The organism is Maribacter confluentis (assembly GCF_030505015.1).
Classification (GTDB): domain Bacteria; phylum Bacteroidota; class Bacteroidia; order Flavobacteriales; family Flavobacteriaceae; genus Maribacter; species Maribacter sedimenticola.
Map to the genome: position 1 here is coordinate 116,362 of NZ_JAUKUC010000001.1, position 19,911 is coordinate 136,272.

Sequence of the window (19,911 nt, forward strand, 5' to 3'; positions counted from 1 at the left end):
ATGTATTTAGGTTAAGGTTAAAACGTATATACGTTATGTCTTACTTTTTGGATGGGCAATCTTTATAAATTACCTCAAGACATTGCAAAGATGACTGATTACCCGCATATCTTTTGGCTCTAAAAAAAAAGATGTTAACGTGTATCCTAGTAAGCTATTAATTCTTGAAGTATAACGGCAAATCTGTCTTTTGGCAAATACTGTGCTTCCAAAGCGGCATTAAAAGGAATAGGAGTTTCCAAACTACCTACCCTTTTTATGGGGCCATCCATATATTCAAAGCAATGTTCCATGACCAAGGCGGAAATATCACTAGCAATACCACCAAACAAACTATCTTCCTGAAGAATGATCAGCTTACCTGTTTTCCGTACTGAACTGTATACGGCATCTATATCTAACGGTTGCAGGGTACGCAAATCAAGCACATCTGCTGAATCTATCCCTAATTTATCCAACGTTTCCAATGCCCAATGAACCCCTGCCCCATAGGTAACTACAGTAATGGATGCACCTTCCCTAATCAAACTTGCCTTGCCAAATGGTAGCGTATAGTAATCTACTGGTACTTCTTGATAGCTACTTCTGTACAACCCTTTATGCTCAAAGAACAACACCGGATTTGGGTCTTCAATGGCCGTGGCCAATAAACCCTTTGCATCATAGGGAAAAGCCGGATACACTACTTTAAGTCCCGGGGTCTTTGTAAACCAGGCCTCGTTGGTCTGTGAATGGAACGGACCGGCGGCTACCCCTCCACCACATGGCATACGGATTACTACATCCGCATGTTCCCCCCATCGATAATAACTTTTGGCCAAATAGTTGACAATGGGATTAAAACCCGTACTTGCAAAATCTGCAAATTGCATTTCCATGACCGCTTTCATACCGTTTATGGACAAGCCCATTGCCGCGGAAACTATAGCCGATTCACATATGGGCGTATTACGCACACGTTCCTTTCCAAAATCGTTGATAAAGCCTTCCGTTATCTTAAATACACCTCCATAGTCCGCCACATCCTGACCCATGATAACCAAATTGTCAAACCTTTGCATTGACTGCTTTAATCCTTGAGATATGGCGTCTACCAAGCGGATACTTTTTGTATGTATTGAGGGTTCAATTAATTTAAATTCAAATATTTTATATAGCTCACTTAATTCTTTACTTTCATTAGGTACAATTGCATCTTCATTAAATGCCATTTGCAAATGTGAGTCTATTTTGTCCTGTATATCTTTTTGAAATTCTTCAATAGACTCCTTGTTGACTATATCATGCTTCAGTAAAAATTGCTTAAAATTATCAAGCGGGTCTTTAACGGCCCAAGTATCCATTAATTCTTGTGGAACATATTTGGTTCCACTGGCTTCCTCATGCCCCCGCATACGAAAGGTTTTAAATTCCAATAATACGGGTCTAGGACGATTACGCATATCTTGGGCCAAAGTCCTAACCCTAGTATACACCTCAAGGATATTATTGCCATCTATTATATGGGACTCCATACCATAGCCAATACCCTTATCGGCCAAATTCTCACACTTAAACTGTTCATTGGTAGGCGTGGAAAGTCCGTATCCATTATTTTCAATACAGAACAAAACCGGTAAATCCCACACGGAAGCCACATTCAACGCTTCGTGAAAATCACCTTCGCTCGTGGCCCCTTCTCCCGTAAAAACCGCAGTTACCATTTTTTCATTACGCAGTTTATGGGCAAGGGCAATACCGTCTGCCACACCTAATTGCGGACCCAAATGTGATATCATCCCTATAATCCTATATTCTTGGGTTCCAAAATGAAAACTTCTGTCCCGCCCTTGTGTAAAACCACTGGCTTTACCCTGCCATTGTGCAAACAAGCGGTGCAAAGGAATATTCCTTGTCGTAAAAATACCAAGATTTCTATGCATGGGCAAAATGTACTCATCATCATTTAGTGCACTGGCCACACCTACAGAAATAGCTTCCTGACCTATACCACTGAACCATTTTGATATTTTACCCTGACGTAATAAAATCAACATTTTCTCTTCAATCATTCTGGGCAACAGCATTGATTTAAAGAGTTTTATCTGAATATCCTTATCAACCTTAAATTGTTTATAGTCCATCAACTGGTATTGTAAGTATTATAAAATATAAATGTAACAAAAATGCCTACAGCAACTAACATTTATAACACAGCTTATAAATCGGCAATTATTATTAATTTTACATAAATATCATAAAATTATGAGCTTGGTACCTAGTGTTGATTTATCTGATTTTCTTTCGGAGGACCCAAAAAGAAAACAAAAATTTATAAATGAGATCGGTAAGGCATTTGAAGAAATAGGCTTTGTTGCGCTGAGCGGTCATTTTCTATCGGACGAACTGGTTGATTCCTTGTATGACGAAATTAAAAAATTCTTTAATCTGCCCCAAGATGTTAAAGATTCATACGAAATAGAAGGTATTGGTGGCCAACGAGGTTACACATCCTTTGGAAAGGAACATGCAAAAGGCAGAAAGGAAGGAGACTTAAAGGAGTTTTGGCATTTTGGACAGTATGTGGAGAACGACCCTAAATTGGAAAAGGAATATCCGGACAATGTATTGGTCAAAGAGCTACCCAAATTTAATGAAGTTGGAAAAGAGACCTATAAAATGCTTGAAAAAACCGCAAAATATGTTTTGCGTGCCCTGGCCCTACACTTAGATTTGGATGAATATTATTTTGATGATTTCATTAAAAACGGAAATTCCATATTACGCCCCATTCATTATCCTCCTATTACCACGGAACCTAAAAATGCGGTAAGAGCGGCGGCACATGGTGATATCAATTTAATTACCCTTTTAATGGGGGCACATGGTAAAGGTCTACAAGTAAAGAACCATGAGGGCGAATGGGTAGATGCCATTGCAAAGCCGGACGAATTAATGATCAATGTAGGTGATATGCTTTCTAGATTGACCAATAACCGGTTGCTTTCTACCATACACCAAGTGGTAAACCCACCTAAGGAACTTTGGGGCACTTCTAGATATTCCGTACCATTCTTTATGCATCCGGTTAGCGAAATGTCATTGAACTGTTTAGATAATTGTGTTGATGAAAATCATCCAAAACTTTATTCCGACATTACTGCGGGCGAATTTTTACATGAGCGTTTGATTGAATTAGGATTGATAAAGAAGTAACAATGGACTTACAAGACCAGCTTAAAAATCTTTTTCCCGATCATGAATCCCAAGATATTCCTGTTGAAAAAGAACCACAGGACCATATCTGGTTACAGGATGAGCCCATAATTTGTAAATACGAAAAGCGTAAAGGCAAGCCAATTACCATTTTGGAAGGATATACCGGTGCAACGGAAGATTTTAAAAAATTGGCCAAGGATATCAAAAAAACGTTGAGCGTAGGCGGTAGTTTTAAGGATGACAAAATCATTATCCAGGGAGATTACCGGGTAAAGATCATGGACATTTTAAAAGAGAAAGGCTTTAAGGTAAAACGCGTAGGAGGATAATTTTTATAGTTTAATAGACTTGCAATTAATTTGTTTTCTGTTAAATTATTTTTTAGCATTGTTATAAGTCTTATTTTTAATGTTCACCAAACTAAATCATAATCTGGCATGAGTTCTGTTTTACATATTACCAATGGCGATATTTTTACGCAACGACTCCAAAAATTGAATTTAAAGGGAGATGTCATCACATGGCGCGAAATGCTATGTGAAGGAAAGACATTGCCCACTGTAGGCACCGAAACTTTCTGGAAAACCAGGTTTGAATTCCTTCATAAAAATTACAAGGTTTCAAAATCATGGTTCATCGAAAAAACCTTAAAGGAATATCGCTCATTATGTAGCCATAAACAACAGGATCAAATAGTATTATGGTTTGAATACGATCTTTTCTGCCAAGTAAATATGTTGGCCGTTATCAGTTGGTTGCTTACCCATCGTAAATATGCTGAAATATCTTTGGTATGCTGTGGTAAGGAAGATGAAACGGATAACATGTACAGTCTTACGGAACTCACCGATGATCAGCTACTTGGTCTATACAGAAATAAAAAAATATTAACGCAGGACGATACCGAATTTGCGGATTACGTCTGGCAATTATATTGTAGCAACAATCCTATACGATTGGAGAATCTGACCGATTTTAATGATTACCAGTTTGACTATTTAGGAGATGCCATTAAAACACATCTAAAAAGATTTCCCAGTATCGTAAATGGACTAAACGATATGGAAAACACCATTTTGAGATTGGCTATGGACGAAAAGCCAAAATCAAAAAAAGAATTCATGAACGTTCTCCTCAATAATCAAGGTAACCTTGGTTTTGCCGATACCCAATATGACCGTGCAATTACAAGGTTAAAACCATTGATCAGCAGTTTAAATCCGGTTAGGTTATCTAAAAAGGGAAAGGAAATTTTAGAGGGCAAAACAAGTTACTATTCCTGTATACAGGATAATGATGTTTACTTAGGCGGGGCATTGAAGTACAATTTCCTTTATAATACCAATGCCAATAGAATTCTAAAATTATAGCATGCAATTAAGGCCTGCTGAGCTGATCATCAATGATGACGGCAGTATATACCATTTAAATCTACTTCCAGAAGATATAGCGACCACTATCATAACGGTAGGTGATCCCGATCGTGTACATCAAGTCTCCAACTATTTTGATCGTATAGAACTAAAAAAAGGAAAACGAGAATTTGTTACGCATACCGGTATAAAGAACGGTAAGCGAATTTCCGTTATATCCACGGGTATAGGTACGGACAATATTGATATTGTGCTTAATGAACTGGATGCCTTGGTCAATATTGATTTTTCCACCCGCACCCTTAAATCTAAACATACCCCACTTAATATTATTAGAATCGGTACAAGTGGTGCCATTCAACCCAATATTCCCGTTGACTCTTTTTTAATCAGCGAATACGCCATTGGTTTTGATGGACTCTTACATTTTTATGAGCATAAAAACCTGGGTTATACGAATATTGAGGATGCTTTTATAACATACTGTGATTGGAATGCCAATAAAGCACGACCATATATACTAAAATATGCAGATAATCTAGCAAAATTATTTATTGATAATCGTATACGATTAGGATTTACAGCAACAAATACAGGCTTTTATGGCCCTCAATACCGCCAATTACGTCTTAAGCCCAGCCAAATGGAATTAATGCAAAAACTATCCTCATTTTCCTACCAAAACCTGCAAATTACCAACTTGGAAATGGAAACGTCCGGTATTTATGCCCTTGCCCATTTATTAGGCCATCATGCCGTTTCCTTAAACTGTATTCTGGCAAATAGAGAAACAGGGGAATTCTCCAAAACTCCTTCGGAATCCGTAGATGAGTTAATAAAATTTTGTTTAGGGCGTCTTAGTTAACGCATTTTTAAAAGTATCCTGACGTAGTCTTCTTATTTTTGTGCTTATGAAAAATAAAAATTTGAAGCATAGGGATATTAATTGGCTTTATTTTAATGAACGTGTATTACTTGAAGCAGCCAATAAGTCAACTCCCCTATTGGAAAGACTTAAATTTCTTGCAATTTTTTCTTCGAATTTAGATGAGTATTTTAAGGTAAGGGTTTCCGGTCTTCGCCAAATACGGCAGTTGGACAAGAAGTTGCGAAAGAAACTAATGCTCAAGGCAAATAGTACCTTAAAACATATTTTAAAAACTATAGAACAACAACAAATTACTTTTGGCAAGGTGATAGCGACTACCTTGAACGAGTTGGAAAAGCACCATATATTCTTAAGAAACCCAAGTGAATTCAATGATGAACAAAAAGTTTTCTTAACCAACCTATTCCATACTTCTATACAGCCTTATTGTAAGATCCATAGTACAACAAACAACGTATCGCTTATAGATGGTGCATTATATTTGGTCGTTCATCATAAGAACAACGAGTATAGCCTAGTGCAAATTCCTACCGATCAAGCAGATCGTTTTATAAAATTACCGGGCGACCATCACCAATATTGCTATTTGGATGATGTTGTTCGACTTAATATGGATAAACTATTTACCAATCAGGAAATTACACAGTGCTATTCCATAAAATTGTCTCGGGATGCGGAGTTATATTTAGAAGATGATTATACGGATGCCGCACTGGTAGAAAAAATATACAATTCCCTGAATAAAAGGGAAACCGGGCAAGCTACGCGCTTATTGTACGATAGTAATATGCCCAATAAATTATTGAATGTACTTAAAACCCATTTGAATTTAGGTGAGGCCGACTTATCCCCAGGAGGAACATACCACAACCTTTCCGATTTTTTTAGCTTTCCGAGGCCAAAGGGTACCGAACATTTGCAATACGAGCCAAAGCCTGCCTTACCACATCCAGTTCTATCAACATCTAAGAATGTTTTCGAAACAATAGCTAAAAAAGACCAATTAGTACATTTTCCCTATCAGGATTTCAATGTTATTGAAAAATTTTTGGAAAGCGCGGCAAACGATCCACAGGTAACTGCCATTAAAATGACAATTTATAGAATTGCAGAAAAATCGGCTTTGTCAAATGCATTGCTAAAAGCCTTGGACAATGGAAAAGAAGTTACTTTGTTCGTAGAGGCCCAAGCACGTTTTGATGAGGCAAATAATATTAAATGGGGCAGAATATTCCAAGAAAAAGGAGCCAAGGTAATATTTAGTATTCCACAGGTAAAAGTGCATTCTAAAATTGCTATGGTATTTAGAAAAGAGGATGATAAATTAAGACGGTATGCCTATATAGGTACTGGGAACTTTAATGCAAAGACCGCAACAATCTATTGTGACCATGGACTCTTTACGGCCCATAAAAAAATAACAAAGGACCTGAAACAGGTTTTTGAGGTCTTGGAGCGAAAATTAATCATACCCAAGTTAAAACGTCTTCTAGTTTCACCTTTTACCACGCGCATTACCTTTTTAAATCTTATACAAAACGAGATTGATGCCGCAAAAAGTGGAAAACATGCCGCCATTACCGCCAAAATGAACAGTTTGGAGGATGCCGATATGATTAATGCCCTATATAGGGCGGTCAATGCCGGAGTTAAGGTTAGGCTGATTGTCAGAGGCTTTTGTTGCTATCTAAAGGCTATTGGCGATCCTGATGCCCCAATGAAAGATTCTATTCTTATTACAAGTATCATAGATCGCTATTTGGAACACGGCAGGATCTATCTCTTTGAAAACGGTGGTAATGAACTCATGTATGTGGGCTCCGCAGATTGGATGACCAGAAATTTGGACCGCAGAATTGAGGTGCTTACCCCTATTCTTGACCCAGATATTTTTAGTGAATTAAAACATATTCTAACTTTACAACTTAACGATAACCAAAAGGCTCGAATATTGGATATTGAAAATTCCAATAAAAAAGTGACCGCCCAAGACCACCAGGAACTTGTAAGGTCACAATATGCCATTTATGGCTATCTTAAAAATAAATTAAATGAAAACCGTTAAAATTATAGGTGTACCGGAACATTTCAACCTTCCTTGGCATCTGGCCATAGACGAAGGAGCTTTTAGGGAAAGAGGTATTGATTTAGTGTGGACAGATGTGCCAGAGGGTACCGGCAGAATGTGCAGTTTACTAATGGATAACGAGGCGGACCTAGCCATAATCCTAACGGAAGGAATTGTAAAAAGTATTACTGAAGGAAACACGGCCAAAATCATACAAGAATTTATTGCCTCTCCCTTGCTGTGGGGTATTCATGTGGATACCAACAGTAGTTTCAAGAATTTAAAGGACCTTGAAAACACTACTGCGGCCATAAGCAGGTTTGGTAGCGGAAGTCATTTAATGGCCTATGTACATGCAAAACAAATGGGGTGGGATTTAGAAAACCTGAAATTTAACCTTGTAAACAACCTTGAGGGTGCGGTCCAGAGCCTTTCTACGGGAAATGCAGATTATTTTATGTGGGAACGTTTTACGACAAAGCCATTGGTAGATGGTGGTATTTTCAGGCATTTAGGAGATTGCCCCACGCCATGGCCCTGTTTTGTACTTGCAGGAACGACATCTTTTATCGCCGAAAACGAAAACCTTATTGCCCATATAAGGGAAATTATCAACACCTATACCGTAGAATTTAAACAAATACCCAGTATTGACCGTACATTGGCCCATAGGTATAAACAGAAATTAGAGGACATACAACAATGGCTACAATTAACCCAATGGAGTCAAAAGCAACTATCTGAACATACATTGTTTAAAGTACAGGATACCTTAAATGAATTAAATTTGATCGACCAAATAATTCCTGCCGATCATATTTTGACGTAATTTAAATCTCAGCTAAGCTAAAATGCTTTTGAATAAGCTGTTTAAAGGTATCGTCAGATAAAGGTTTCTGTGAGAAATCCGCTATATGTGGATTGGTTATGGCGCGATCTTTATCCTCTTGGTTGTCACTTATGGTAACAAGAACGATGGTAATCTGGTCTTTTAATTTTTTTGGGACCATTTCTTCATAGGCTTCCATAAATTGCCATCCGTCCATAACAGGCATTCTAAGATCTAGCATGACCATACAAGGTAATTCCAGTTCTTCTTGACCTTTACCTAAAATGAAATCCAATGCTTCTTGGCCGTTTAGGGCAGAATTTAAATTAACATCCAAATCAAGCTTATTGATGAAGATGGAATGAAGAAAGTTGCTTGCCTCATCATCATCCACTAATAAAATGCTGTTTAATCTGTCTAAATTTTTCATAGCGAGTTGTTGTTAGTTAATGTTATACCTATAAAATAGTGTCTTCTTAAAGTTATAAAAAAATTATTAATAAATAACTTACCAAATAATAGATTTATTGCCCATACCTGTCAATATTTTATTACAATGGGAAAAATGCTGATTTCCAAACCAATATCCCCTATTTGCGCTTAAGGGCGACGGATGTCCGGATTCTAGAATATGGTGGGCGTTCATATTAATTAATTTTTTCTTTTTCTTGGCAAAACCGCCCCATAACATAAAAACGATATCTTTTTTCTGACTAGATAGTTTTTTAATGACCGCATCGGTAAAAACTTCCCAACCTTTTCCTTGATGACTGCCCGGATCATGTTCCCTAACGGTCAATGTTGCATTTAGTAATAAAACCCCTTGTGCGGCCCATCGCTCCAAATTTCCACTTAAGGGGTATGGGTTTCCTATATCTGTTTCGACTTCCTTAAAAATATTTATCAAAGAGGGTGGATGTTTTACCCCATCATTTACTGAAAAACAGTATCCGTTAGCCTGATTGGGCCCATGATAGGGGTCTTGCCCTATAATGACTACCTTAACATCGGCAAAACTACTTTTTTCAAAGGCTGCAAAGATGTGTTCTATAGCCGGGTAACAGGTAAACTGCCGATATTCCTGTTCCACAAAGGTTATTAGTTGCCGGAAATATTCTTTTTCAAATTCTTCCTTTAATTCCTGTGTCCAAGTAGGATGCATATTTTTTATAATCATGATGTAAAGTATGTTTACCAGGTTACAAATTTATCTAATTGTCAATGTAATCAACATATGTAACCCAAGTAACATGGCCTCATTTGTTAATAGGAACTACACTACTTAAAATAACCGTAAGTAGGACCAAACAACGCTTGCTTCGTAAATTTCAGATATCGCTCTCAATCCTTACCTTTACCCTATATTAAATTAGCTCGTGGCCAATATACATTCCAAAACATTACAGGATTTAGAATTTCCTTCCATTTTACAGCAGATCTCAGCGCGTTGCCATACTGAATTGGGCAAGGAGGCAGCATTGAATATAACACCTTTCTTAACCGAGGAAGTTATTAAGATCGAATTAGGCAAAACGGCCGAATACCTTTCTTCCCTGGTGAGTGAAAACCGTATTCCAAATCATGGATTTGATAGTATCAATGCAGATTTAAGGTTGTTAAAAATTGAAAATACCATTTTAGAGCTACAGGGATTCAAGCGTATTTCGAGCATTTGCACCACGGTTGCCCAACATCAAAAATTCTTTAAGAAATTCAAGGAGTATTATCCATTGTTCCATGAATTTGCATTAAAACTGGAACTAACAACCGAAATACCGGTGTTTATCAAAAACGTAATTGACCGTTTTGGTGAGGTAAAAGACAATGCATCGGACAACCTTCAAATTATCAGAAGGCAAATCAACCAAGTCAGGGGTAAGATCAGCCAGAGCTTTGGCGCGGCACTTTCAACTTACCAATCATCCGATTACCTGGATGAAATTAGGGAGAGTGTGGTGGAAAACAGAAGGGTCCTTGCCGTAAAGGCCATGTACCGTAAAAAAATTAAGGGTGCGGTAATGGGCACTTCCAAAACCGGCAGTATCGTTTACATTGAACCGGAAGCGGTTTTAAAATATAGCCGGGAACTAAATAATCTGGAATACGAAGAAAAAGAAGAAGTACAACGGATACTAAAACAATTAACCAATCAAATCAGGCCATATAGAGCGCTTTTAAGCGATTATCAGGATTATTTGTCACAAGTGGACGTCATTGCCGCAAAAGCGAAGCACGCGGAAGATATCAACGCCCTAATGCCTACTATCAATACTAACAACAGACTCTATTTAAGGGATGCCTATCATCCGCTTTTATATTTAAGCAATAAGCGAAAGAACGAAAAAACATATCCCCAGACTATAGAGCTGCACCAGGAAAATAGGATCATCGTTATCTCAGGCCCCAATGCTGGAGGAAAAAGTATTACGCTGAAAACCATTGGCCTATTACAGGTTATGCTTCAAAGCGGTATGTTGATACCTGTACACGAACGTAGCGAAGTCTGCTTTTTCAAAAAAATATTGACGGATATTGGTGACAACCAAAGTATTGAAAATCACCTAAGTACATACAGTTACCGCTTAAAGAACATGAACCAATTTCTAAAACGCTGCGATGACAATACCTTGTTCTTGATCGATGAGTTTGGCACCGGAAGTGATCCGGAACTAGGGGGTGCCTTGGCTGAAGCATTTTTAGAAGTGTTTTATGAACGGGGTTCCTATGGCGTGATCACTACCCACTATGCCAATTTAAAAGCATTGGCCAATGAACTGCCCCATGTTACCAATGCCAATATGCTTTTTGATGGCAGGACACTTGAGCCCACTTTTCAACTTATCCTTGGGCAAGCAGGTAGTTCATTTACCTTTGAGGTAGCACAAAAGAACGGTATCCCCTATTCCCTGATCAACAAGGCCAAAAAGAAAATAGAGCGCGGTAAAGTAAGGTTTGATGCCACTATTGCCAAATTGCAAAAAGAACGCAGTAAAATGGCACAGACAGGCTCTAGGCTCAAAGAGGAGGAAAACAAGGTGCGAGAGGAAAGTGAGCGCTTGGAAAAGCTGAATGCCAAAATCAAGAGCAAATTGGAAAATTATCAAGAGTTATACGACCATGATCAACGTATGATTCAATTGGGAAACAAGGTTAATATTGCTGCGGACAAATATTTTTTGGACAATAAAAAGCGCCAGTTGGTATCTGAGTTATTACGAATTGTGGAAACGGAGAATAGCAAGCGCAAGAAAAAAACTGCAAATGAGGCCAAGGCAGAACGTGCAAAAAAAGCAAAAGTAGCCCAAGAAGTCCAAAAAGAGGTCAAGGTCATTCGTGAAAACAAAAAGGTTGCCAAGAAAAAGGCCATAACAAAAGAAAAAAACAAACCTAAACCAGTTTTCAAAATTGGTGATCGTGTTCGTATGTTAGATGGCAAGTCCGTAGGGTCAATTGATTCCTTGGAAAAAGGGAAGGCGATAGTCAACTATGGTATTTTTACGACCAATGTTAGTGTTGACCAATTGGAATTGGTAGAACGAAAGAAATAATACAGTAATAACTTTGTTTTCAATAAGTTAAATTAAATCGTATACGATTTAATTTATAGTTTGTGTTTACAATTAGTCATAATGAAGTACTTTTTTTTATATAAAGTATTGTAATCGACCAGATTTATGCATTGCGTTGGCAATGTGCGATTACGAGGTAGTACCATGTAGTAATTTAATGGTTTTTTGTATTGGATTTTAAAAGATTTAAGCTTTAGTAGTACTAACGATAAATAGCTTTTAAAAGCAACAGTCGGCATCAAGTTGCTGATCCTAACTTGAGCGGCCAACCGTCACCAATTTTTAAATTTACTTAATCCTCACCGCTTTAAAATGAGCCTTTATTTTTGCATTATAGCTAAGGGTAACATTCATTTCTTCATTAATTTTAAGAGTATCCAATTTTATACTTTCGAATTTGACGCCTAAACTTGGATTTCCAAATATTCCATTATAGTCTTTAAGCTCGCCAGAAAATTCAATTTGATCAATTGCCCTATTTGGACGATAAGGTTTAAAAACATGAATTGAACCTATACTATGGGTCTTATCATTCTGAACTTCAACATGATTACTTGCCGACTTGCTCCAAGTTAGCCCATCACCTAAATAACTGGAACCAACTTTCATTTTTATATAAAGTTCTCCGTTCACCTCTGTATCGGATGGCTGATCCCCTGTAATCTTATCTATGGTTACCTGATATTCTGGGTATGCAAGGTCACAATCTCTAATTTGATACTCTGTAGATAATACTACCTTAGCAACCGGAAAACCTTCTTTTACATAATTAAGCTTGTAGGCCAATGGGGCACCTGGGGAGTCCTTTGAATAATTTCCGCCCTCAGCTATGAAATTATATACTTCTCCCGGTCCATTAATAGCTTGTACCGCTCCATCTCCAGATCCACCAATAATAAGCGCTTGGATATTAGAGGAGTTGATAATATTTTGATATTCAACGTCAATTGTTCCATCTGTTGAGCCTACCGAGGCATCAAATGCGTTTTTGACATCGGTTTTACTAAAATTGGATTCTACCGTATATAAAACCATTCTTCCATACTGTACTGAACTAACATAAACGGGATTAGTACCCCCAAGAATAGCTATATTTGGTAGTTCTGTAAATAAATCTGATGGTGATTTACCCGGTGTATCAACATCTAAGGTGTAATACCTTTGTATAAATTTTAGAACAAAAGTATTTTTATATGATGAAGAACTAAAATCTAATGTATTGGACACCTTTTTACCCACTCCCCTATAATTAACTCCTACAGAAGCTTCTAGATGTTGTGCGGAATGAACTTCTTCAATTTCCAAGTTAATTGCTGCCGCAGTTGCCCCATTAACCTCCTGATTAAGCAAATCTGCTATTCCTTGTCTTACGTTGGATAGTTTATCAGGGTTTTCAATTTCTACCTTTACCTTTTTTATATTCTGTAAAGAAGCCGAAATTGTAATAGGAGCTCTTGACCCGCTTATACGTTGATATTCCCCAGTCGGTATTGTTTCTCCCTTAAGCAAAGCACCAGGATAAATAACATCTGTGGTTGGATCTAAAGTAAACATCTCATTAAATCCAGGAGCTCCTTTAAAGGTCTTAGTCGTACATTCCAATGTGGTATCTTCTTTATCACGTTCTGGATTACTACTTTCCGTCTCTACAACTGGAGATTCTACAGGCTGGTCAAAAACTTTTAAACTTGCAACCGTACCATTAAATTCCATAGCATCTTCTACATTGAATTTAGGTTCCCCAAGTGCTACGTCCGGCTCATCTTTGCTACAGCTAGTATTAACTGTAAGTACTAAGCCAAAGACCGTTACATAAAAATTTGCTCTAAAAAATGATTGATTTGTTCTCATAACTAATTGGTTTTTAGGATTCAACAGCTCTAAACTAGCGCAGAAAACAGGCCTTGCCTAATTAAGAACATGGACATAGTATGGACAAGTACCTATTCTGCATAGCACTTAGTATATGGACAACACCACAAATACATTTTAAAATTAAACTTATAAATATTTGATAATTAGTAACTTAATTTAATTTTGAAATTTTAATTTTGGCAAAAACATATGGACAAAGCATGGACGTAAGGTTTTTACCCCAAAAAACCCATAACTATATTTAGTATCTTGAAATGAATCATAGAACCTTGGCTCATGAAATCATTACCTTATATCTTATTACTTGTTACAATTTCCTTTACGCAACTACATTCTCAGGATAAAAAAAAAGTAGATAGTCTCCTAAAACGCTATAAAAACGCTACAGAAGTTGCTGAAAAAGTTTATTTACTTGACGATCTCGATGAAATTTATATTTACACCAAACCAGATAGTGCCAAAATATATATTGACCAGATGTTGAAAATCTCGAAAGAAAGCGAATTTAAACATGGTATACTTAGGGCAGAATTTTTATTAGGACATTATTATTCTACCATCGGTCAAATGGAAATAGGTGCCGAATATTACCGAAAAACATTAGAACGTTCTTTAAAAGATGACGATGACACTTTTTTGGCAACTGTTTTAAAAAACCTCTCCATTTATGAGTCTCACATTGGAAATTACCCAGAAGCCATAAGATTGATGGACTCTTCAGCAAGGATTCAGAAAGAATGGGGTGATTTTATCCGTTATGGTTCAGCCCAAAATGTTATTGGAAAGAACTATTATGAAATGGGTAATTATCCTAAAGCAATGGCAATGTACCAAGCAGCATTGAAAACTATGGACACCATTGCTATAAAAACCTATCATAAGGCAGATGTATTAAGTAATATTGGAAGTTTACACAATACTCAAGGAAATTATGATAAGGCGTTAAAATACTTTGATAAAGCTATGCAAGTGTATATAGAAACCAATGACAATCTATATCAAGCTACTACTTTGGTTGATATTGGCAATGTCTTCGATTCAAAAAAAGAATATTATCTAGCTATTGAAAAATATGAGGAAGCTTTGGAAATTAGTAATAATTATGATTTTCCTACGACAGAAGTCCTTTGTTTAGGAAATTTAGGGTGTATATATAGAAAACAAGGCAAATACGATGACGCCATTAAATATCTAAAACAGGCTCTTCAAATGAAAAATGCCGAATCTTCGGCAATAAACCAATCAGGATATTTTGCAGAATTAGGCTATGCGTACGTTCTAAAGGGCGATTTAAAAAATGCATTTAAATATTTAAATCAGTCCATAGCAATTGCTGAATCTAAAAACGTGAGTGTTGAGTTACAAAGTGCATTGCAATATAGAGCTTTGACTTATGAGAAGAATGGACAACTTGAGCTTGCCATAGAGGATCAAAAGCGCTCCCAAATGCTTAAGGATAGTATTTTTTCCTTGAAAAAGGCTAAACAAATTGATGAATTACAGACTATTTATGAGACCGAAAAGAAAGAGACTGCAATTGCCATTCAACTAGAGGAAATCAAAACATTGAATGAAAAGGCCAAAGTTGACAAGCTCACCAAAGGACTATATGCAGGAGGTATGTTTACTTTTTTAACGGTTTCCGGGCTACTATTATTCAGTTTTAAACAACGTATGAAAAAGAATCGCATTGCCCGTGAAAAACAGGAGGAAATATACAGACAGGAAATTGAACATAAAAAGAAGGAACTGGCTAGCCAAACCCTACATTTAGTTCAAAAGAACACATTTATCCAAGAACTTATGGAAAACTTGGAAAACATTAAGAACTCCCCGGAAAGGTTTAAAATGGAGTTCAGGAGAATCGTCATGTTATTGAAAAAGGAGAATGCATCGGACAAGGATTGGGAGGTGTTCAAAAGTTATTTTGCCGATGTACACAATGACTTTGACCAAAAGCTAAAGACTATTTATCCAGATATTTCTGAAAAAGAAATTAGGTTGGCTGCTTTTTTACGAATGAACTTAACTACCAAAGAAATAGCAGCCACACTTAATGTTCTTCCCGATAGCATTTTAAAATCTAAATATCGATTAAAGAAAAAATTAGCGTTAAAAAAAGAAACAGATTTAACTTCCTTTTTAAGCACTATCTAATTTAAATGTATTCTTTGTGATTATCTTTGTGAAGTGAATTTAACTAAAAAAATAATCCTGTTTGATGGTGTTTGCAACCTATGCAATAGCACGGTACAATTTGTTATTAAACATGATAAAGAAGACGCATTTAGATTTACTGCCTTGCAAGAACCTTTAGGGCAACAACTTTTAAATGAACGTCAAATTGATACTGAACTAATCGATTCTATAATTCTTATAGACCCAGGAGTTGCTTTTTACACCAAATCTGACGCTGCGTTGGAGATTGGAAAGCACTTAAAAGGATATCGAACTATTTCAAAATTATTGTTATTGATTCCAAATACGTTAAGAAATATCGTATACGATTTTATAGCACGAAATAGGTACCAATGGTATGGCAAAAGGGAAGAATGTATGATTCCAACGGATGAAATAAAGCAAAAGTTCATTTAACATTATTGATAAATTGGTGCACCTAAAATTTTACTGACCCAAAGAATAATAGTTTTGCCCCTATCCCCTTTATATCAACTACATACCAAAGATTTAAATTATATTATCGCCATTATTGAAACATAATGAGCAAAATTAAAAGACGGCGATACAAGAAAAAAAGATACCTACTACCTATAACACTTATTGTAGTGTTACTTATTTTTCGCATTGCCCTACCGTATATCGTTAAAGATTATGTCAATAAGGTTTTAGCGGATATTCCCGGATATTATGGACATGTTGAAGATATTAACCTTGCTTTAATCCGCGGTGCATATACTATACATGGAATGTATTTAAATAAAGTAAATGCAAATTCCGATGTTCCTTTTCTAGACTTTAAGAAAACCGATATTTCCATTGAATGGAAAGCATTGATTCACGGAAAAATAGTGAGTGAAATTATCATGACAGAGCCAACCGTGATCTATGTTTTTGAAGACCAACAACAAGATACGGCCCAAACCGATACCGAAGATTGGTCCAAGGCACTTACGGACTTAGTTCCTATGGACATCAATCAACTAACCGTGAAACAAGGTAAGTTTGCCTTTCTACAATTACAGGCAGACCCCAATATTGACCTGAACCTTTCCAACGTAAACCTTTCTGCGTCCAACCTTAGGAATGTGGTAGAAAGAACAAGGACATTACCTTCTACTATATACGCCACAGCAGTATCCATTGGTAACGGAAATGTTATTCTAAAAGGAGACATGAACTTGGTCAAGGAAATTCCGGATATGGACATCTCCTTTAGTTTGGAAAAAGCAAATGCCAAGGCTTTAAATGATTTCACGAATTTTTATGCAGGCATAGATTTCGACGAAGGCACTTTTGACCTTTTCGGAGAAATGGCCATTGCCGATGGATACTTAAAAGGTTCGTTTAAGCCTATTTTACGGAATGCCAAATTGATCGGCAAGGATGATGGTTTCTTGAAAACATTATGGGAAGGCTTTGTTGGCTTCTTTAAATTCTTGCTAAAGAATCATAGGCAAGATACATTGGCAACAAAAATACCTATAGAAGGAGATTTAAATAGCGCAAAGACAAAGATTATCCCTACCATTACCGGTATTTTAAAAAATGCTTGGATAAAAGCCTATAAAGGGGTAGTAGATGACGATTTAAATTTTAAGGATGCCACAGAGGGTGCTGACGCATTAGAGGAAAAAAAATCTAAATAAAACTGGGTTAAGGATGTTTACAACTTTCTATGCCGTTTTTAATATTCTACAATTGCAAAACATCAAATTGGCTAAAATAGCCAATGTAGCTTTATATATTTAATCCTATGAACCAAAAATTAAGGAAGATTGCCGTATTGGGCTATATTGCCAAAGGAACCGTTTATGGCATTACCGGTGTTTTAGCGCTTTTTTCCGCATTTAATATGGGAGGTCAAAAGGCTGGTAAATTAGAGGTTATCGACTATTTGGAGAACCAACCCTTTGGAACCGTGATTATTTTTATTTTGGGACTTGGTCTTCTCTGTTTTGCACTATGGAGATTTATCGTCAGCGTTTACGACCCTGAAGATTATGGAACGGACATCAAAGGCCTAGGAAAACGTGTGGGCTTTTTCGTTAGCGGCTTGGTATATGCTTCAATTGGAGTTTTTGCAATTTTGGACGCACTCAACATTACGTCCTTGATAGCTAAGGGTGGTGGAGGCGGTAATACAAGCTTACAAAACGGGACGTTGAGCGCATTGATATTTATCGTCGTTGGAGCGGGACTGGCATTAAAGGGAGTTTTTCAATTTTTAAAAATCCAAAATGGAGATATACTTAAAAAATTCAATCTCCAAAATATCAATTCGGTCATTAAAAGAAAGACCGTTAAACGTATAGGTTATGCCGGACTCATTTCTAGAGGTATCGTAACCTTGATCATTGCTTATTTCTTTCTTGCCGCTGGCTTTAATTTAAGAGGAAACTCTTCCAATACGGTCAAAGGTACTGCTCAAGCTTTTTCCTTTATCCAAGAACAAGTTTATGGACATTGGTTATTAGGCACCATTGCTATAGGTTTAATTTGCTATGGGCTATATATGTTTACCATGGCCGCTTATCGCCAATTTGACATTTAAAGCATAAGCACCTTAAAATCCCTACTTTTTATAATTGTCGTCCCAGTTTTTAACTTTGGGCGAATGCAATTTATCTACGGACTTGGCAACCATCATGGAAACAGTAGCATCACCGGAAACGTTGATTACGGTACGGCACATATCCAAAGGTCTGTCAACAGCAAATATTAATGCCAATCCTGCTTCTGGTATTCCTGCCTGTGCAAGAACAATGACCAACATTACCATTCCCGCACCCGGTACCGCGGCACTACCTATTGATGCCAAGGTAGCCGTTACGATTATACCCAATTGAGCGGTTAGGCTTAAATCCATACCAAAAGCCTGAGCTATAAAAACAGCAGCTATAGCTTGATAAAGGCTTGTACCATCCATATTAATGGTAGCACCAATAGGAAGAACGAAACTAGTAACTTCCTCATCAACGCCTAAATGCTCCTCTACCCGTTCCATGGTCACAGGCAATGTAGCTGCACTTGAACTTGTGGAAAAAGCCAACAATTGCGCTGGGGACATGCCTTTCATAAAGGTATTTGGCGATGTTTTCGTAAAAACCCAAACCATTAACAGGTACACCCCTAACATTAAAGCTAGTCCTAATACCACACACAGGGCGTACCAAGCCAAGGCCTTGAACAAATCCAAACTTGGTGATTCTACCACCAGTGCCGCTAATAAAGCAAATACTCCAAAAGGAGCTGCAAGCATTATCAAGTCAATTAACTTTAAGATCACTTCATTGAAGCCATCAAAAAATTTCTTTACCGGCGAAGCTTGTTCTTCAGGTATTAAAATTAGACCTATACCAAAAAATATAGCAAAAAAGATTACTTGAAGCATATTTCCGTTATCGGATGCCGCCTTAAAAATATTGCTTGGAACCAAATCTTCCAACGCCTGTAAAGGACCAGCTTCCTTTTGCTTGTCCGCCTTGGACTTTATTGCATCCGCATCTCCTTTGTAATTTTCTACCAATTCCGATCGGGTCTCCTCACTAATTGAAGCGCCAGGTTTTACAATATTTACTACCCCCAAACCAATGGATACGGCAATAACTGTGGTGATTATATATATAGCTATAGTTCTTCCACCCATTTGTGAAAGCTTGGAAATATCCTTAAGATCAGAGACTCCTTTGATCAATGATGCCAATATCAAAGGAACTGCAATAAGTTTTAATGAATTGATAAAAATATTACCGAATGGTTTTACCCAATCCGAAATAAATTTTGGTCCCCATTCCAACTGTACCATGGCCAATGCAAACAATACTCCGGCCAACATTCCCAATAGAATTTGCCAATGCAACTCTAGCTTCCTCATATATAATTTGGTTTTGGGAAGTAAGATAGTATTTTGCTTGTAAAAGTGCTAAAAA

16 protein-coding genes are annotated in these 19,911 nt (G+C 37.0%); 11 read left to right on the plus strand and 5 right to left on the minus strand.

Going from position 1 to position 19,911, the window contains the following annotated elements; all coding sequences use genetic code 11:
• Positions 1–146 precede the first annotated feature (146 nt).
• A complete protein-coding gene (locus tag Q2T41_RS00620; protein ID WP_304434231.1) occupies positions 147–2,123 on the minus strand; it encodes an alpha-ketoacid dehydrogenase subunit alpha/beta in 1,977 nt (658 codons plus the stop codon).
• A 121-nt stretch (positions 2,124–2,244) separates the two neighbouring features.
• Here Q2T41_RS00620 and Q2T41_RS00625 point away from each other — a divergent pair, with 121 nt between their 5' ends.
• The 6 genes from Q2T41_RS00625 (at position 2,245) to Q2T41_RS00650 (ending at position 8,357) form a co-directional block, all read left to right on the plus strand.
• A complete protein-coding gene (locus tag Q2T41_RS00625) occupies positions 2,245–3,195 on the plus strand; it encodes an isopenicillin N synthase family dioxygenase (protein ID WP_304434232.1) in 951 nt (316 codons plus the stop codon).
• Positions 3,196–3,197: 2 nt separating this feature from the next.
• Complete coding sequence (locus Q2T41_RS00630; RefSeq protein ID WP_304434234.1) at positions 3,198–3,527, plus strand: translation initiation factor; 330 nt, start codon at positions 3,198–3,200, stop codon at positions 3,525–3,527.
• 108 nt (positions 3,528–3,635) lie between these two features.
• Positions 3,636–4,568, plus strand: coding sequence for a DUF1835 domain-containing protein (locus tag Q2T41_RS00635; protein ID WP_089260276.1), 933 nt, complete (start codon positions 3,636–3,638; stop codon positions 4,566–4,568).
• Between the two features lies 1 nt (position 4,569).
• A complete protein-coding gene (locus Q2T41_RS00640) occupies positions 4,570–5,436 on the plus strand; it encodes a nucleoside phosphorylase (RefSeq protein ID WP_304434236.1) in 867 nt (288 codons plus the stop codon).
• Positions 5,437–5,482: 46 nt separating this feature from the next.
• Positions 5,483–7,525, plus strand: coding sequence for a polyphosphate kinase 1 (gene ppk1, locus Q2T41_RS00645; protein WP_304434238.1), 2,043 nt, complete (start codon positions 5,483–5,485; stop codon positions 7,523–7,525).
• Positions 7,512–8,357, plus strand: a complete 846-nt coding sequence (locus tag Q2T41_RS00650) for a substrate-binding domain-containing protein (RefSeq protein ID WP_304434240.1) — start codon at positions 7,512–7,514, stop codon at positions 8,355–8,357. Before ppk1 ends, Q2T41_RS00650 begins: the two co-directional genes overlap by 14 nt.
• Before the next feature lies 1 nt (position 8,358).
• Here the strand turns inward: Q2T41_RS00650 and Q2T41_RS00655 are convergent, their stop codons facing one another.
• The gene (locus Q2T41_RS00655; protein ID WP_304434242.1) at positions 8,359–8,787 is read right to left on the minus strand and encodes a response regulator; all 429 of its coding nucleotides are present in this window, start codon (positions 8,785–8,787) and stop codon (positions 8,359–8,361) included.
• 78 nt (positions 8,788–8,865) lie between these two features.
• The gene (locus tag Q2T41_RS00660) at positions 8,866–9,534 is read right to left on the minus strand and encodes a uracil-DNA glycosylase (RefSeq protein ID WP_304434244.1); all 669 of its coding nucleotides are present in this window, start codon (positions 9,532–9,534) and stop codon (positions 8,866–8,868) included.
• Positions 9,535–9,733: 199 nt separating this feature from the next.
• Here Q2T41_RS00660 and Q2T41_RS00665 point away from each other — a divergent pair, with 199 nt between their 5' ends.
• A complete protein-coding gene (locus tag Q2T41_RS00665) occupies positions 9,734–11,905 on the plus strand; it encodes an endonuclease MutS2 (protein WP_304434245.1) in 2,172 nt (723 codons plus the stop codon).
• A 309-nt stretch (positions 11,906–12,214) separates the two neighbouring features.
• Here the strand turns inward: Q2T41_RS00665 and Q2T41_RS00670 are convergent, their stop codons facing one another.
• Positions 12,215–13,777: a thiol-activated cytolysin family protein gene (locus tag Q2T41_RS00670; protein WP_304434247.1), complete on the minus strand. Its 1,563-nt coding sequence runs from the start codon at positions 13,775–13,777 to the stop codon at positions 12,215–12,217.
• A gap of 300 nt (positions 13,778–14,077) precedes the next feature.
• Here Q2T41_RS00670 and Q2T41_RS00675 point away from each other — a divergent pair, with 300 nt between their 5' ends.
• The 4 genes from Q2T41_RS00675 to Q2T41_RS00690 all read left to right on the plus strand — a co-directional run bounded on the left by Q2T41_RS00675 (position 14,078) and on the right by Q2T41_RS00690 (position 18,533).
• Positions 14,078–15,958, plus strand: coding sequence for a DUF2225 domain-containing protein (locus Q2T41_RS00675; RefSeq protein WP_304434249.1), 1,881 nt, complete (start codon positions 14,078–14,080; stop codon positions 15,956–15,958).
• Between the two features lie 33 nt (positions 15,959–15,991).
• Positions 15,992–16,396, plus strand: a complete 405-nt coding sequence (locus Q2T41_RS00680; protein ID WP_304434251.1) for a thiol-disulfide oxidoreductase DCC family protein — start codon at positions 15,992–15,994, stop codon at positions 16,394–16,396.
• A 191-nt stretch (positions 16,397–16,587) separates the two neighbouring features.
• Entirely contained in the window at positions 16,588–17,628 is a 1,041-nt protein-coding gene (locus tag Q2T41_RS00685) for a DUF748 domain-containing protein (RefSeq protein WP_367186803.1), read from the plus strand.
• Between the two features lie 107 nt (positions 17,629–17,735).
• Positions 17,736–18,533 (plus strand): DUF1206 domain-containing protein, encoded by a 798-nt coding sequence (locus tag Q2T41_RS00690; protein WP_304434255.1) that lies wholly within the window; start codon positions 17,736–17,738, stop codon positions 18,531–18,533.
• Positions 18,534–18,554: 21 nt separating this feature from the next.
• Here Q2T41_RS00690 and Q2T41_RS00695 read toward each other — a convergent pair whose 3' ends face one another.
• Positions 18,555–19,856: a dicarboxylate/amino acid:cation symporter gene (locus Q2T41_RS00695; RefSeq protein ID WP_304434258.1), complete on the minus strand. Its 1,302-nt coding sequence runs from the start codon at positions 19,854–19,856 to the stop codon at positions 18,555–18,557.
• Positions 19,857–19,911: the final 55 nt, after the last annotated feature.

What these genes read in the sequence shown, in the direction of transcription:
- Q2T41_RS00620 (WP_304434231.1), bottom strand. Translation starts at nt 2,123, where the DNA reads ATGGACTATAAACAATTTAAGGTTGATAAGGATATTCAGATAAAACTC.
- Q2T41_RS00625 (WP_304434232.1), top strand. Translation starts at nt 2,245, where the DNA reads ATGAGCTTGGTACCTAGTGTTGATTTATCTGATTTTCTTTCGGAGGAC.
- Q2T41_RS00630 (WP_304434234.1), top strand. Translation starts at nt 3,198, where the DNA reads ATGGACTTACAAGACCAGCTTAAAAATCTTTTTCCCGATCATGAATCC.
- Q2T41_RS00635 (WP_089260276.1), top strand. Translation starts at nt 3,636, where the DNA reads ATGAGTTCTGTTTTACATATTACCAATGGCGATATTTTTACGCAACGA.
- Q2T41_RS00640 (WP_304434236.1), top strand. Translation starts at nt 4,570, where the DNA reads ATGCAATTAAGGCCTGCTGAGCTGATCATCAATGATGACGGCAGTATA.
- ppk1 (WP_304434238.1), top strand. Translation starts at nt 5,483, where the DNA reads ATGAAAAATAAAAATTTGAAGCATAGGGATATTAATTGGCTTTATTTT.
- Q2T41_RS00650 (WP_304434240.1), top strand. Translation starts at nt 7,512, where the DNA reads ATGAAAACCGTTAAAATTATAGGTGTACCGGAACATTTCAACCTTCCT.
- Q2T41_RS00655 (WP_304434242.1), bottom strand. Translation starts at nt 8,787, where the DNA reads ATGAAAAATTTAGACAGATTAAACAGCATTTTATTAGTGGATGATGAT.
- Q2T41_RS00660 (WP_304434244.1), bottom strand. Translation starts at nt 9,534, where the DNA reads ATGATTATAAAAAATATGCATCCTACTTGGACACAGGAATTAAAGGAA.
- Q2T41_RS00670 (WP_304434247.1), bottom strand. Translation starts at nt 13,777, where the DNA reads ATGAGAACAAATCAATCATTTTTTAGAGCAAATTTTTATGTAACGGTC.
- Q2T41_RS00675 (WP_304434249.1), top strand. Translation starts at nt 14,078, where the DNA reads ATGAAATCATTACCTTATATCTTATTACTTGTTACAATTTCCTTTACG.
- Q2T41_RS00690 (WP_304434255.1), top strand. Translation starts at nt 17,736, where the DNA reads ATGAACCAAAAATTAAGGAAGATTGCCGTATTGGGCTATATTGCCAAA.
- Q2T41_RS00695 (WP_304434258.1), bottom strand. Translation starts at nt 19,856, where the DNA reads ATGAGGAAGCTAGAGTTGCATTGGCAAATTCTATTGGGAATGTTGGCC.